The 14,424-nt window shown below is 42.7% G+C and carries 12 protein-coding genes; 7 read left to right on the forward strand and 5 right to left on the reverse strand.

Features of this window, described 5'->3' with window-relative positions; translation table 11 throughout:
* Nucleotides 1-186: 186 nt before the first annotated feature.
* Nucleotides 187-1,419 (reverse strand): FAD-dependent oxidoreductase, encoded by a 1,233-nt coding sequence (locus tag ACN222_RS23880; protein WP_044522332.1) that lies wholly within the window; start codon nucleotides 1,417-1,419, stop codon nucleotides 187-189.
* A gap of 206 nt (nucleotides 1,420-1,625) precedes the next feature.
* Here ACN222_RS23880 and ACN222_RS23885 point away from each other — a divergent pair, with 206 nt between their 5' ends.
* The gene (locus ACN222_RS23885; protein WP_010998911.1) at nucleotides 1,626-2,924 is read left to right on the forward strand and encodes an ABC transporter ATP-binding protein; all 1,299 of its coding nucleotides are present in this window, start codon (nucleotides 1,626-1,628) and stop codon (nucleotides 2,922-2,924) included.
* 302 nt (nucleotides 2,925-3,226) lie between these two features.
* Here ACN222_RS23885 and ACN222_RS23890 read toward each other — a convergent pair whose 3' ends face one another.
* A complete protein-coding gene (locus ACN222_RS23890) occupies nucleotides 3,227-3,601 on the reverse strand; it encodes a hypothetical protein (RefSeq protein ID WP_010998912.1) in 375 nt (124 codons plus the stop codon).
* Between the two features lie 219 nt (nucleotides 3,602-3,820).
* Here ACN222_RS23890 and ACN222_RS23895 point away from each other — a divergent pair, with 219 nt between their 5' ends.
* The 6 genes from ACN222_RS23895 to ACN222_RS23920 all read left to right on the forward strand — a co-directional run bounded on the left by ACN222_RS23895 (nucleotide 3,821) and on the right by ACN222_RS23920 (nucleotide 9,565).
* Nucleotides 3,821-4,351: an orange carotenoid protein N-terminal domain-containing protein gene (locus tag ACN222_RS23895; protein ID WP_010998913.1), complete on the forward strand. Its 531-nt coding sequence runs from the start codon at nucleotides 3,821-3,823 to the stop codon at nucleotides 4,349-4,351.
* 154 nt (nucleotides 4,352-4,505) lie between these two features.
* Entirely contained in the window at nucleotides 4,506-5,849 is a 1,344-nt protein-coding gene (locus ACN222_RS23900) for an adenylosuccinate synthase (RefSeq protein ID WP_044522336.1), read from the forward strand.
* Between the two features lie 88 nt (nucleotides 5,850-5,937).
* Nucleotides 5,938-6,237: a 50S ribosomal protein L25 gene (gene rplY, locus ACN222_RS23905; RefSeq protein ID WP_010998915.1), complete on the forward strand. Its 300-nt coding sequence runs from the start codon at nucleotides 5,938-5,940 to the stop codon at nucleotides 6,235-6,237.
* Between the two features lie 309 nt (nucleotides 6,238-6,546).
* Nucleotides 6,547-7,260 carry a dienelactone hydrolase family protein gene (locus tag ACN222_RS23910; RefSeq protein ID WP_044523321.1) on the forward strand — a complete coding sequence of 238 codons (714 nt, stop codon included), beginning with the start codon at nucleotides 6,547-6,549 and terminating at the stop codon, nucleotides 7,258-7,260.
* 141 nt (nucleotides 7,261-7,401) lie between these two features.
* A complete protein-coding gene (locus ACN222_RS23915) occupies nucleotides 7,402-8,934 on the forward strand; it encodes an AAA family ATPase (protein WP_010998917.1) in 1,533 nt (510 codons plus the stop codon).
* A gap of 109 nt (nucleotides 8,935-9,043) precedes the next feature.
* Nucleotides 9,044-9,565, forward strand: a complete 522-nt coding sequence (locus ACN222_RS23920) for a hypothetical protein (protein ID WP_010998918.1) — start codon at nucleotides 9,044-9,046, stop codon at nucleotides 9,563-9,565.
* 219 nt (nucleotides 9,566-9,784) lie between these two features.
* Here ACN222_RS23920 and recG read toward each other — a convergent pair whose 3' ends face one another.
* The 3 genes from recG to tsf all read right to left on the reverse strand — a co-directional run bounded on the left by recG (nucleotide 9,785) and on the right by tsf (nucleotide 14,326).
* Nucleotides 9,785-12,253 (reverse strand): ATP-dependent DNA helicase RecG, encoded by a 2,469-nt coding sequence (recG, locus tag ACN222_RS23925; protein ID WP_010998919.1) that lies wholly within the window; start codon nucleotides 12,251-12,253, stop codon nucleotides 9,785-9,787.
* A gap of 88 nt (nucleotides 12,254-12,341) precedes the next feature.
* Nucleotides 12,342-13,175 (reverse strand): hypothetical protein, encoded by an 834-nt coding sequence (locus ACN222_RS23930; protein WP_010998920.1) that lies wholly within the window; start codon nucleotides 13,173-13,175, stop codon nucleotides 12,342-12,344.
* A gap of 209 nt (nucleotides 13,176-13,384) precedes the next feature.
* The gene (gene tsf, locus ACN222_RS23935; RefSeq protein ID WP_010998921.1) at nucleotides 13,385-14,326 is read right to left on the reverse strand and encodes a translation elongation factor Ts; all 942 of its coding nucleotides are present in this window, start codon (nucleotides 14,324-14,326) and stop codon (nucleotides 13,385-13,387) included.
* Nucleotides 14,327-14,424 lie beyond the last annotated feature (98 nt).

Consider the following 14,424-nt stretch of genomic DNA (forward strand, 5'->3'; position numbering starts at 1 on the left):
TAGTAATCTCTAATAAAAAAAACACTCTAACTAAGAGTCTGTTTTAGCATAAAAGCCAAGCGACAGTTTTGAACAGCATTTTTTAGATGCTGTTTGCCACTCCCGCCTGACTAAAAGAGCATTGATTTCTGCATGAGTAGTATAATTGTACCACTTTATTGACAGAGAAAATACTTGATACTGAATTTAAGTTTGAACATGAACAGGAAAAACACCCAAAGCAATTAATCTAGCTGGTAGGTCGCGCAATATTGGCAAGCGCAACAGCATCGGGGGCTGAAAATTCAGATTCTCGGCTAGTATAGGGGCAAATACTCGCTTTTGAATGAAGGTTTGAAATGCTTGAATAATCCGTGTAGGCAATTCCCGCCGACGCTGGACTTTGGCTAAATCCCTAAGTTTTACATGGTGATTTTGCAGTGGTTTAGTCAGGACATTAGCAGTTACCACCGCATCTTGAATCGCATAATTAATCCCCACTCCGGCGACTGGTGACATGATATGAGCTGCATCACCAATCAATAGCAATCCTGGACGATACCAGCGCTGCACAAGGTTTGATTCCACAGAGAGAAATGCTACCTGTGACCAATCGTGTAAATTGTGGATACGATTTGCTAATTCTGGGACGACTTCCACAACAGATTTTTTCAGCGCTTCCAAACCTGTAGACCGTAACTGCTGATAGCCTCCCTTAGGAATCACATAAGCCATTTGCCATTCATTACCACGGTCAAGCATAGCGATGATATGACCAGGGGCAAAACGCCCCATTCCTCCCTCACCATCTTCTGGTTGACGCGGTAGGCGGAACCAAAGAATATCCATTGGCGGTGAGGTTTCAGTTGCGGCAAAATTACCCAATTGCCGTAACCGCGAATGACGACCATCTGCACCCACCGTGAGTATTGCCCTGATTTCGTGCCAACCACCGCCGCCTCGATAGCGCACACCTTGAATTACTCCGTTCTCCTGGATTAATTCCTGCACATTCGCACCCATGACTAATTTAAAGCTTGGGTATTTTTGAGCCTCTTGGGTAATGAACTCTAGGAATTTCACCTGAGGCAACATTGTAATATAGGGATAGCGAGTTTTTAGGTGGCTAAAATCAGCCAAAGTAAAAGTATTTTCAGTTGTTTTTACGCGAATTTGTCGCATTTTGGCATGGGGTAATTGTAGCAAGCGATCGCTTAATCCCAATTCCTCCATAATTTCCATCACCGATGGGTGAATCGTATCCCCACGAAAATCTCGGTCAAAGTCTTTATGGGCTTCCAGCAATATTACAGAAACACCTTGACGCGCCAACAATAAAGCTAAGACCGCACCAGCCGGGCCACCTCCGACAATACAACAGTCCGTAGTTTTGACATCTACAATCTCATGGGCAGGATTAGTCAGTAAATCGGTAGTCATCACAACACCTCCAGACAGCCCTAAAATCAAGATTAGTGTGCTTTAGGGTGGTGCGAGTATTTTTTTAATTTTTCGTAGCGATAGAGAATGTGTATCATGGACGCTAAAATGACCATTTAGTGATTAGTCCATAGTCAATAGTTCAAAGTTCAGAGCTTTCTTGACTAATGACCAATGACTAATGACCAATGACTAGTGACAATACTGTGGCGCAAGTTGTTTTAGAAAACGTTTACAAAAGTTTCCCTCCCCGCAGAGGGGAAAATGTGAGTTCACAAACTCCATCCGCGAAGAAAACTGACGCAGAACCAGCAGGAACCGTGAATGTTTTGCGGCGGATAAACCTGACTATTCCTGACGGGGAATTTATGGTGTTGGTGGGGCCTTCTGGTTGCGGTAAAAGTACCCTGCTGCGGTTAATTGCGGGGTTAGAAGTGATGACTGGGGGCAATATTTGGGTAGGCGATCGCTTGGTGAATGATTTACCACCCAAGGAACGAGATATTGCAATGGTGTTTCAAAATTATGCCCTTTATCCCCACATGACGGTATATGACAATATCGCCTTCGGTTTGCGTCGCCGTTCTGGATCGGAAGAACACAGAGACAATCACCCCAGTTCCCCATCCCAACTCCCCACCTGGGCAGAAAATCTATTAGTAGGTGCGACAAGAAAGCTTCCCAAAGGACTGCGTTATATTTCTGATCAAGAACGGGAAGTAGACGAGCAAGTGCGGTCTGTAGCGCATTTGTTACAAATTGAGACTTTGCTGCATCGCTTACCCAAGCAACTATCTGGAGGACAAAGACAACGGGTGGCTTTAGGAAGAGCGATCGCCCGTAATCCTCAAGTATTCTTAATGGATGAGCCGCTTTCTAACCTAGATGCCAAGTTAAGGGCAGAAACCCGCGCTCAAATCGTCAAATTGCAACGCCAGCTAGGCACAACAACAATTTACGTCACCCACGACCAAACAGAAGCCATGACAATGGGCGATCGTATCGCCATCATGAATCAAGGTCAAATTCAACAAGTAGCTTCCCCCTTAGAACTCTACAATCATCCAGCCAATCGCTTTGTAGCTGAATTCATTGGTACACCACCCATGAATTTTATTCCCGTAGAGTTTCACGCGCCATTATTAATTACCCATTCCCAGTTCCGTCTCACCCTTCCAGAGATATGGGCAAGTGTGCTGCAAAAATATGATAAGCAAACACTCATTTTAGGTATTCGTCCGGAACATTTAACTGTGAGTGTACCCGCTACTAAAAATTTGCCCGTACAAGTAGATTTAGTAGAAAACTTAGGTAATGATTCTTTTATTAATGTGGTACTAACTGAGGCTGAATCTCGATTTTCTCATACAATTAAACCTTTGCAAGTACGAGTTCCATCAGACCGAATCATCAATGTGAGTGAGCAAATCTGGTTATCACTAACACTAGATAAAATTCACTTTTTCGACCCTGATACTGATTTAGCAATATTTCCTAAAAATTAGTCTTTTAATTTTAAGTATTAACAAATAAGTTTTTCTATGAATCCGATTGGCTATTGTTTTTTAGCCTGTGCTGATGCTTAAAATCTTAGTATCTGTAGAGTGAAGCGGAATAGAAAATTGCGTTTTGGTGGGCATTGCCCACCCTACTATTTATTACGAATTGCGTAAAGCCTGCGGCATAGCTGCGCTTAGAGCGGAGTGGGACGTTAGTCCATTGCGAATTGGATTTATATTCTCAAGTAGAGGGCGCTGTTAACCATACCACCAAAACGGGAATAAGGTTTTCAACAGCACTACAATGACTATTTCTTAGCTCGACCTTTTTCTATAGCCTGTTTTACTAAATCATCGCTAACGTTAGTAACTGCATCTTCTCTAGACGCGCCTATCTCTTTTGCTAACTCTACGTAATCGTCAGGATTGCTAGTTGATTGAGCTTCAGTTCTGGCTTCTTCAGGTACAGAAATCTCTTGTTGACTTGCCGTAGCGGCTTCGGCTGCCGCAGCGCCTTCACCAGTACGATCAACATCGCTAATACTAAATTCTTGTGCAGCTGCATAGTCAGCATCAAAATCAACTTTTGGTGCTTTTTCTTCACCACTAGCTATATTTTCGGCAGCTAATTTTGCATCGTGGGTAGGAGCTTCCATAGAATTAGGTTTTATTTCTTCAGACATAGCTAATACCTTCAATCTTTTTTAAATCGTTGTAGCGATGGTAACAACGTGACGGGCTACTTTGTAGCTCCCCCTAGTAAGATTATTACCTCTATTGAAAGATAGATATAAATACTTAGATGTAGCAAATATAATTATTTCTTTGGAAAGTAGATAAAGCCAACAAAATGTTGCTAATTATTACTTGAAGAACTTAAAATTTACTTGGAAATCTAAGTTATGACTGCTAGTTACGAAAAAAATGCTTCTCAAGCTCTAAGTAATGAAACCCGTAATTTAGTCGAAGCTTTTAATAAATTAGATACCGATGCTAAGTTAGCTTGGTTTTATTACGTCTATGAAAAAATGGGTGATTCTATCACTCCTGCCGCACCCGCAGCCGCAGAACCAGAATTAGCTCCCCTGTTATTAGGTAACTATTTCCAGTTATCAGACAAAGAGCAACTCAATATTATGCGGCAAATTGTTAATCGTGAAGATACAGAATATTCTCGCGCTTATGGAGCGTTAAAAGAAAATAATCAATTATTAGTTTGGTACGTTTGGGCTGTAGCTATGGGTGATACAGTAGTAGGAATGCCAGATAATTATCAGCCCACAGAAACTATAAATAATTTACTTTCACAAATTGAAGATTTAGATTTTGAAGCCCAAATGTCTATCTTTCGGACTATTGCTGGAGAGATGGGACACACAGATGTTAAACCAATTGAAACACAAGCACAAACAGGAAAAACATCAAGTCTTTAATTGAGTGGCTGTGCCGATTTGTAGCAATTGGGGTAAGTTTAGCAGTCGTTCTGACTTAGTGCAGCAGACAAAATCACTAAGAACTATTGACATTTGTCGAAGATTATGTTGATAATGGTTCTTTGTGGAAACTTTACCTCAATAAAATAAACACTTGGCTAACGTCATTGTAATAGGCGCTCAATGGGGCGATGAAGGAAAAGGTAAAATAACTGACTTACTCAGCCGCTCCGCAGATGTGGTAGTACGCTATCAAGGGGGTGTCAACGCCGGACACACGATTGTAGTCAAAGGTCAGACCTTTAAACTGCATTTGATTCCCTCTGGTATTTTGTACCCCGATACGGAATGTATGATCGGCTGTGGGACGGTCATCGATCCACAAGTTTTGATAAAAGAACTCGACCAACTAGAAAGTTTAAATATTTCTACTAAAAATCTGCTCATCTCTGAAACAGCCCATGTCACCATGCCCTATCATCGGCTAATTGACAAGGCATCAGAAGAGCGACGCGGAAGCCATAAAATTGGAACCACTGGTCGAGGGATTGGCCCTACCTACGCTGATAAATCCGAGCGCACAGGTATCAGGGTATTAGACTTGATGGACCCGGCGGCCCTCCGAGACCAGTTGGAATGGACAATAAATAATAAGAACGTCATTTTAGAAAAGCTGTATAACCTGCCGCCTCTAGATACTGAAGAGGTAATCCAAGAATATATAGGGTATGCAGAACGGCTAAGACCTCATGTTGTTGATACATCGTTAAAAATATACGATGCCATCCAACGGCGACGCAATATATTGTTTGAAGGCGCACAAGGTACACTCTTAGACTTGGATCATGGGACTTATCCTTATGTCACTTCTTCCAACCCCGTAGCTGGGGGGGCTTGCGTAGGTACAGGCCTAGGCCCGACAATGATAGACCGGGTAATTGGAGTTTCCAAAGCCTACACAACGCGAGTCGGAGAAGGCCCTTTCCCTACTGAACTGCATGGGGAGTTAGGCGAATTACTATGCGATCGCGGGGCTGAATTTGGCACAACCACCGGGCGGAAGCGGCGCTGTGGGTGGTTTGATGCGGTTATTGGTCGCTATGCTGTGCGAATTAACGGTATGGATTGCATGGCTATTACCAAACTGGATGTCCTCGACGAGTTAGAGGAAATTCAAGTTTGTATAGCCTATGAAATAGACGGCGATCGCTGCGACCATTTCCCAACTAGTGCGCGTCAGTTTGCGCGGTGTCGTCCTATTTACAAAACTGTACCGGGATGGCAAGTGCCAACAAGCGAATGTCGCACCCTGGAAGACTTACCCCAACAAGCACTGGACTATCTAAAATTCCTCGCAGAATTGATGGAAGTTCCCATTGCGATCGTTTCTTTAGGCGCAAGCCGCGATCAAACTATCATCGTTGAAGACCCTATCCACGGGCCAAAACGTGCCTTGCTTCACCCCGATGGTACTCCCGCCTCTTTATTGAGTGCGTAATCAGTACTAAGTACTAAGTCAAAAGTCCAGAGTCCAGAGTTTTGTGACAACAGACAACTGACAATTAACAACCGACAATTAAACTAATATGGCTCTGACAGTCGAAACTAAAAAAAGACCAGAAGGTAGCAAGCCTAAAGCTTTGCGCCGCGCTGGATTTATCCCCGCCAACTTGTACGGACACAACGGTAGAGAATCAATTTCTCTGGTGGTTGATGCCAAAGTAGTTGAAAGATTACTTAAAGCAGCTGCTGTTAAAAAAACCGAAATCGAACTCAATATTCCTGAATTGGAATGGACTGGTAAAACTATTCTTCAAGAAGTTCAGATACATCCAGCCAAGGGTACACCATATCACATCAGCTTCCTTGCTACTGCCAAAGGCTAAAGCAAGTGCAAAATTTGTTTTACTTGCCATTTAAAGTTTGTGATAATTGCTGATAAGCCAGGGTTAAAACCCTGGTTTTTTGTTGTTTGCCTTTCTCGACTGTTTTAGACAGATTAACAATTCAAAATTCAAAAATAAATTATTCCAAATTGATGCTTAGTCTAGACACTCCAGTAGGGTGCGTCAGTACGAATAATTTATTGTTACAGTTAGGTTTTTTGCACTGACGCACCCTACATTTGGGATATTTTTTTATCTGGAAGTCCCTAAGTGAAGATGTCAATAAATCAAATAGGCAGGAGTAATAAAGTGCAAATTGAAAAGACAGAGGTGGAAATTTCTACGCCTGATGGAAAAATGCCTGCCTTCTTTTATCAGCCTTGTGAACGTGGACAAAAGCCCGCCGTAATTCTTTTAATGGAAGCATTTGGCTTAACTTCCCACATTCAAGATGTAGCAACCCGAATTGCTAAGGAAGGCTACGTAGTTCTGACTCCAGATTTGTACTATCGTGAATTGACAAACAACAAGTTTGGCTATGAAGAAGTTGAGCAAGCGATGGCGATGATGTACCGCCTTGACTTCGGTAAACCAATAGAGGAGGATATTAGGGCAGCGATCGCTTATCTCAAGTCACAGTCTAATGTGTTCTCAGAAAAGATTGGCGTGACTGGATTTTGCTTGGGTGGTGGTCTGTCTTTTCTCAGTGCTTGCAAGTTTTCAGACGAAATTGCGGCGGTAGCTTCCTTTTACGGAATGGTTCTGGATGATTGGATAGAAGCGGTAACAAACATCTCAGTACCCATATACTTATTTTACGGTGGTATCGATTCATTTATTCCACCTGAGCGTGTTCAGCAAATTGAGACGCGGTTCCAGGAACTTAGCAAGGAATACACATTGAAGGTTTATCCTGATGCTGATCATGGTTTTTTCTGCCATGAGCGTTCTTCCTATAACCGTTTAGCAGCCGAAGACTCATGGAATGAGCTGACACAGTTCTTCCACAGACATTTACAATAAGCGATCGCCTTTTGTGGACTTTTTTCAATAAAATCTTCATCAAATGCTTGTGAGTTCGGCGTTGAGGCTTTTACTCTCCTCAAAAGAGTAGGATAATCAAGGTTTCAGCTTATCTCGAACTCAGGTTAATTTAAAATTTCTATGACAGAAGCGACTCTCCCACCCTTAATTCAGCAGATGTTACAACCAGGATTTTATCCTCATGAAGTAACAGAACCTATTCAACTAATCCAGACTCACGTTTCTTCTGTGTTACTCACAGGAGAGTACGCCTATAAATTAAAAAAGCCCGTAAATTTTGGCTTTTTGGATTTCTCCACTTTAGAAAAGCGACAACATTTTTGCCAGGAAGAACTGCGCCTGAATCAAAGAGGAGCATCTGAACTATATTTAGAAATCTTACCAATCAGTTTGGTAGGTGAAAAATATACTTTAGGAGGAACAGGTGAGGCTGTCGAGTATGTGCTGAAAATGCGCCAGTTTCCCCAAGAGGGTTTATTCAGTGAACTTTTTGCCCAAGGTAAACTCACTGAGTCACACCTAGAAGAATTAGGCAAGGTCGTAGCTCAATACCATGCTAAAACTGAAACGAATGATTATATCCGCAGTTTTGGGGAAGTTCCTCAAGTGCAGGCTGCATTTGATGAGAATTATCAGCAAACTGAGAAATATATCGGTGAACCACAGACACAATTGCAATTTGACGAAACTAAAGCCTACACCGAGCGTTTTTTCGCAGAGAAACAAGAATTATTTCAGCGCCGAATCCAAAACAACTATATTCGGGAATGTCATGGAGACTTACACCTGAGAAATATTTGTCTATGGCAAGAGAAAATTCTCCTGTTTGATTGTATTGAATTTAACGAGCCTTTCCGGTTTGTTGATGTGATGTTCGATGTTGCCTATGCTGTGATGGATTTGGACGCACAACAACGCCCAGACCTGAGTAATGCGTATTTGAATACATATCTAGAGCAGACTGGTGACTGGGAAGGCTTAGAAGTACTACCCATATACTTAAATCGTCAATCCTATGTCCGAGCTAAGGTGACTTCGTTTTTGTTAGATGACCCCAGTGTCCCAGCGACAGTGAAGGAAGAAGCGACGAAAACAGCATCTACATATTACAAACTGGCGTGGGAATATACCAAACCCAAACAAGGAAAACTTATCTTAATGTCCGGGTTATCCGGTTCTGGGAAGAGTACGACTGCAAAATACTTAGCTCGTCAATTAGGAGCGATTCAAATTCGCTCAGATGCAGTCCGCAAACACTTGGGGGGAATTTCTTTGTGGGAACGTGGCGGTGACGACTTGTATACACCCGAAATGACCCAGAAAACCTATGCAAGGTTATTAAATTTGGGCATTATACTAGCTAATCAAGGTTACACAGTAATTTTGGATGCTAAATATGATAAACAAAATTTACGAGCAGAGGCGATCGCTCAAGCCGAAAAACATCACCTTCCCCTCCAGATTATTCACTGCACAGCACCCATAGAAGTTATACAAGAACGCCTAATAAAGCGTACAGGCGATATTGCCGATGCTACAGTTGATTTGTTATCTTCCCAACTCCAGCAAACTGAACCCTTTACCGACAAAGAAAAACCCTACGTGCAAACTTGGGACACAACTCAACCACCACAGGTAATTGGTAATTGGTAATTGGTAATCGGTAATTTACCGAAAGCTTATTTACGGGGAAAGAAGTGTAGGTTAAAAACGTTACCCCTACACCCCTACACCCCTACACCCCTATCCCCCTAGCTCATTTATGGCTAACAATAACAACCTATTCAATTTCACTCCCGAATTCCTGTCGCAGTTAATATTTGGGGCATTTTTAATATTCATATTAATCACGACAGGTTCGCCACTATCTTTAAGTATTTTTCTGGGAATTATCGGCGGTTTCGCCTTAGGCTGGTTCACTAATTCTACTAAAAGTAGCCCCCAAGCGCCTGTTGTTGCTTCTTCTGATGGTATTGATGCAGGATTGAAATACTGGTTATTTTTCTTGCTGGGGTTTGGATTATTGGGATATCCTGCACCCATGAGTATCTTACTAGGTGGAATAGGTGCTGTTGGGGGAGGTTGGATTATTGCTTGGTGGCGAAGCAAAGAAGAAACAAAAACTCAATTACCTGTTAACGATACGCAAGAGCTTGAGAGTGACGAGATAAGCGACAGAATCACCAAGCGACAAACAAGAAGACCTGTTAAGCGTTACCGTCGTGGTGTGAGAAATTTTAATTTTCCATTTTTGGGAAATAATCGTCATAATGACGGAGAGTAAATTAGGACTTACGCATGAAAACGGAAAGATCAAGGGTTTGGACAAGGGTGTAGGGGTATAAGGGTATAAATGCTTGAAACCCTTACACCCCTGTACCCGGAAACCCTTACACCCGGTCTCAACAGATAACGTGTTTGCGTAAGTCCTATAGATAATATCTGTGGGGGTTGGTTATTGGTAATTGGTAAGGATCAATTACTATTGTGAGGGCTGAGTTTATCAAGTTAAAATTGCCCCACCCATCAAGCGTTCATAGCGATATTTCAACTCTGCTTTCATCAAAGCCCAACGCTCTAAACTGGCATCTATTTCTATTACTTTCTCGGCGGCTTGTCTGGCTAATAATAAAACTTCTTCATCTTCTACTAAACTAGCTAAGGTAAAATCAGGCACACCAGATTGCCTTGTTCCTAACACTTCACCCGGCCCACGAAAACGCATATCCATTTCGGAGATGAAAAAGCCGTCTTGAGACTGTTCTAATACTTTCAGACGTTGTTGAGCGTCAGGGCTTCTAGAACTACTCATTAATAAACAGTAAGACTGGGCTGCACCTCGACCCACACGCCCGCGCAATTGATGTAGTTGTGACAAGCCGAATCTTTCAGCATTTTCTATGAGCATGACTGTTGCATTGGGTACATCCACACCAACTTCAACAACGGTTGTAGATACAAGAATCTGCGTTTCATTGTCGCGGAATTTGGTAATAGCTTCGTCCTTTTCCGCCGAACTCATGCGACCGTGTAGCAAACCGACTTGAAAATCTGGAAAAACGCTCTCTTGTAACTTTTGGTGTTCTTCTACTGCTGATCGCAAATCTAGTTTCTCTGATTCTTCTACCAATGGCAAGACTACATAAGTTTGCCTACCTTGGGCAATTTCTCGGCGGATGAGGTCGTAAGCTTGGGGACGTTGCTGACCACTTAACATTGTGGTCTGAATCTTTTGCCGTCCTGGTGGTAACTCATCAATTTGACTGACGTTCATATCCCCGTGTATAGTTAATGCCAGTGTCCGAGGAATGGGTGTAGCCGTCATAGTTAATACATGGGGTTGTTCGCCTTTTTGCTGCAACAGCGCCCTTTGTTTGACCCCAAAGCGATGCTGTTCATCAATGACAACTAAACCCAATCGCTGGAAATTTACCGGGTCTTGAATCAAAGCGTGAGTTCCCACCAATAAGGGTAATTCACCTGTTTCTAATTGGGAATGTATCTGTCTTCTTTTGACAGTTTTGGTAGAGCCTGTAAGTAATTCCACTGGCAAATGCAGCAGGTTAAACCAGCTAACTAACTTACGGTAATGTTGCTCTGCTAATACTTCTGTAGGAGCCATTAACGCGGCTTGGTAGCCAGATTGAATGGCAGCTAAAATTGCTACCACCGCCACTACAGTTTTACCTGAACCCACATCACCCTGTACTAAACGATTCATCGGTGCGGATTTTTGTAAGTCGTTGAGGATGTCGTTCAGGACTCGCTGTTGTGCGCCTGTGAGTTGAAATGGTAGTATTTCGTAGAAATTTTCGATTAACTTACCTTTGGGAGCCAGAATTGCACTAGTTTGAATCGCTTTCGCTTGCTGCTGACGTTGCAATAAACCGAGTTGCAGGTAGAAAAATTCATCGAAAACGAGGCGACGACGGGCAACTTGCAAGGTAGCACTTTCATCAGGAAAATGGATGTTAGCGATCGCATCCTTCAATTCCATCAAACCATATTTTTCCCGCAAACCTTTAGGTAATGGGTCTTTTAAATGCACCGCCGCAGGTAAGGCCGCAAGTACCGCCTGTCTGACCATACTAGCCATTACTCCCTCGGTGAGGCTGTAAATCGGCACTACCCGCCCCATTGTCAAAGACTCAATAGTGTCTCCAGGGTTCGCTAAAACTTCCAATTCGGGGTTATCGAGCGTCAAGCCGTATTTAGTCCCTTTAACTAACCCACAAGCCGCCAACACACTACCCACAGGATAACGGCGTTTTAAACTTTCCTGCCAAGCGCGACTGGTAAACCGCGCCCCCGCCGAGAAACGACTGATTTTAATTTGACCTGTATTATCTTTAAGTATTAACTCTAAAATCGATAATTTTTGATTCTTGGGGCTAGTAAAACAATTACACTTTTTGACTGTGGCTACTATGGTCACCGTCTCACCCGCTTCCAACTCGCGGATATTTACCTGACGCGCATAGTCTATATGGTCACGGGGATAGTAAAAAAGCAAGTCGCGCACTGTATACAAACGTAAAGCCGCTAATTTATCGGCTTTGCGAATACCTATTTCTGGTAAATCACTGAGTTTCTGGTCAATTTTCGGTGCTAACCTCCGACTTACCTCCGCTACAACTGGGGTCGCATTAGGAAGTTTTGATTTATAACTGGTTGCTTGCGCCTCTTTAGGTTCTTCTTGCTCTTTTTGCAGTTGGTAAAGATACCTACGAGTTTCCGCTATGAGATGTTGTCTTTCTTTCTGTACCAAATGAGGATAGTTAGCAAACTTCTCTGCCAATTCCTGCCAACGACGACGTTCAATAGCAGGTAAGACCGTCGGGAATTTCCCAAAAGTCAAGCTGAGAAATTCACTAAAGCGGTATTGCTTACCTAGCAAGTCTGTAAAGCCGTGTTCTGCTTCCACCGCTAAGGCTTTATGCAATCTTATCCAATCTGGTTGGTCATTGCTCATTAGTCAACCCCTAAGGGGAATTCAAAATTCAAAATCAATACAATCAGAGTCAGTATTATGACCAATGCTAATAACAACTGACAACTAACTAATCCTCATACCAACTTGAACGCCATGCGGCTTCAGCTTCCGCAATTGAACGTTCTCGTTGTTTTTTCTGATATTCTCTTCCTAACTGGTTGAGCTTTCCTAAAATATGGCGAATTTGCTTACGACTAGAGGAAAGGGTGGGGTCAGCAAACTCTATTTCTCCTAACCTTAAATTAACTGTTGTAATTTGCGTTAGGCTGGATTCTTCTTCATCTTGCTCATTTTCAATTTCAATTACCAAGTTTAAAAGGTTAGGTGGCCCTGGCATCATTTCCCCAGAAGCTTCCGATGCAGCCGCAGCAGCTTCTAAAATTGGTTCTGGTAATTTTTGGGGTAAAACCTGAGCTTTTTGCAGTAACACATTAGTTTCATGAGAAACCTTTCTCAATGTCCGTTGGGTTTCTTCTTCTATATACTGTTGCCACTTTGCCAGTACTACGGGATTAGAAATATCTAATACATAAACCTGAGCAACTTCAGCCGCAGATGTTAGCTCCTCCTCTTCTCCTACTTCTGCATCTCCCTCATCTTCCTCATCTCCCTCAATTTCCTGACTCATCAGCTGGACTAGTAATTTTTCAGCCGCCTGCTTACCCAGTTTGCGGATACCTTGCTGTAATTGCTGCCGTTGATTTAACGACAACTTCAAAAAGTTTTCGGGATATCCTTGTGTACACAGATGGTAACTCGCCAAAATTAACTGTTTACCTAGTGCTTGACCCAAAGCACCTAGATAACTAGCATAAGCGCTATGGAGTTCTGAGGCGATCGCTTGTATCGCTTCTTGTAAAGCTGCAATATCCTGCTCAATTCGCTCAATTGCTCTTCCCATATCTTGTGTTTGTCCACCTGAACCTACTCATGGTACAAATGTACGCAATTATTTTAAAATAACTAGCGAGAAAATTTAATATAGCTCTGATTAATAAAATGCAGGCCAGGCTATCTGCTTGACCTGCTGCATAAGAGTCAATAGTCCGCAGTCCACAGTCAAAAAACTCATAAATAATGACTAATGACTCGTGACTAATGACTAATTAATTACTTCACACCCATTTGGGCGGCGACTTCTTCAGCAAAGTTGCTTTCTTGCTTTTCGATGCCTTCACCCAGTATGTAGCGTACAAAACGGCTGACTTCAACTTCTTCACCCGCTTTAGCCTTAACTTGTTTCACCAAGTCTTCTACAGAAATACTCTGATCGCGAATGTAAGGCTGATCCACTAGAGTTAGTTCTTTTAGGCGTTTTTCAATTCGTCCTTGAACAATTTTTTCTCTAATGTTCTCTGGTTTATTTGCTATGTCTTCTTTACCAGATTCAACGTCTTTTTCTCTCTGAACAACTTCAGCAGGGATTTGGTCTACGCTGACATACTCAACATTGGGACAAGCTGCAACCTGCATAGCTGCGTTTCTTGCTAAATTCTGCACTTCTTCGTTAGCAGCACCAGCTTCTGATTGAGAGTTTAGTTCAACTAACACACCAACTCGACCGCCGGTGTGAATGTAGCTGTCTACAACGCCTGTCTTATCTGTGAGTGCAAAATTGATAAAGCGCCGTACCTGGATATTCTCACCCAAGTTAGCAATAGTTTGCTTGATGGCTTCATCTACAGTGAGGTTAGCATCTTCAATGTAGGGTTGAGCTAGCAAAGACTCAACACTATCGGCTGTTGCTGCTTGTTGAGCTAAGTTTTTAACTAGAGTTTTAAAAGCATCGTTACGGGCGACGAAATCTGTTTGGCAGTTAACTTCTATCAGTACACCTACTTTACCACCGGGTTGAATGTAGGTGTCCACTAGACCTTCTGCCGCAATGCGATCGCTTTTTTTACCCGCAGAAGCGATACCTTTTTTCCGTAGCCAATCTATGGCTTGTTCGACATCGCCTTCAGTTTCTTTCAGCGCTTTTTTGCAGTCCATCATGCCAGCACCAGTCTTTTGGCGTAGCTCTTGGACGAGTTTTGCAGATATTTCCGCCATGTTGCCTCAATTCCTAACTTGACCTTGAGTTGTAATCGCTCACTGAAACAGTGCTGAGTTAAGAGTGCTGTGTGCCAAGTGAAAGTACTTAAACAACA

It is taken from the genome of Anabaena sp. FACHB-595 (assembly GCF_048568275.1).
Classification (GTDB): Bacteria; Cyanobacteriota; Cyanobacteriia; order Cyanobacteriales; family Nostocaceae; genus Trichormus.

Bases quoted from the DNA above. Each gene is read 5' to 3' on its own strand.
- ACN222_RS23920 (WP_010998918.1), top strand. From the start codon at position 9,044: ATGGCTAACAATAACAACCTATTCAATTTCACTCCCGAATTCCTGTCG.
- ACN222_RS23890 (WP_010998912.1), bottom strand. From the start codon at position 3,601: ATGTCTGAAGAAATAAAACCTAATTCTATGGAAGCTCCTACCCACGAT.
- ACN222_RS23915 (WP_010998917.1), top strand. From the start codon at position 7,402: ATGACAGAAGCGACTCTCCCACCCTTAATTCAGCAGATGTTACAACCA.
- ACN222_RS23930 (WP_010998920.1), bottom strand. From the start codon at position 13,175: ATGGGAAGAGCAATTGAGCGAATTGAGCAGGATATTGCAGCTTTACAA.
- recG (WP_010998919.1), bottom strand. From the start codon at position 12,253: ATGAGCAATGACCAACCAGATTGGATAAGATTGCATAAAGCCTTAGCG.
- rplY (WP_010998915.1), top strand. From the start codon at position 5,938: ATGGCTCTGACAGTCGAAACTAAAAAAAGACCAGAAGGTAGCAAGCCT.
- tsf (WP_010998921.1), bottom strand. From the start codon at position 14,326: ATGGCGGAAATATCTGCAAAACTCGTCCAAGAGCTACGCCAAAAGACT.
- ACN222_RS23880 (WP_044522332.1), bottom strand. From the start codon at position 1,419: ATGACTACCGATTTACTGACTAATCCTGCCCATGAGATTGTAGATGTC.
- ACN222_RS23895 (WP_010998913.1), top strand. From the start codon at position 3,821: ATGACTGCTAGTTACGAAAAAAATGCTTCTCAAGCTCTAAGTAATGAA.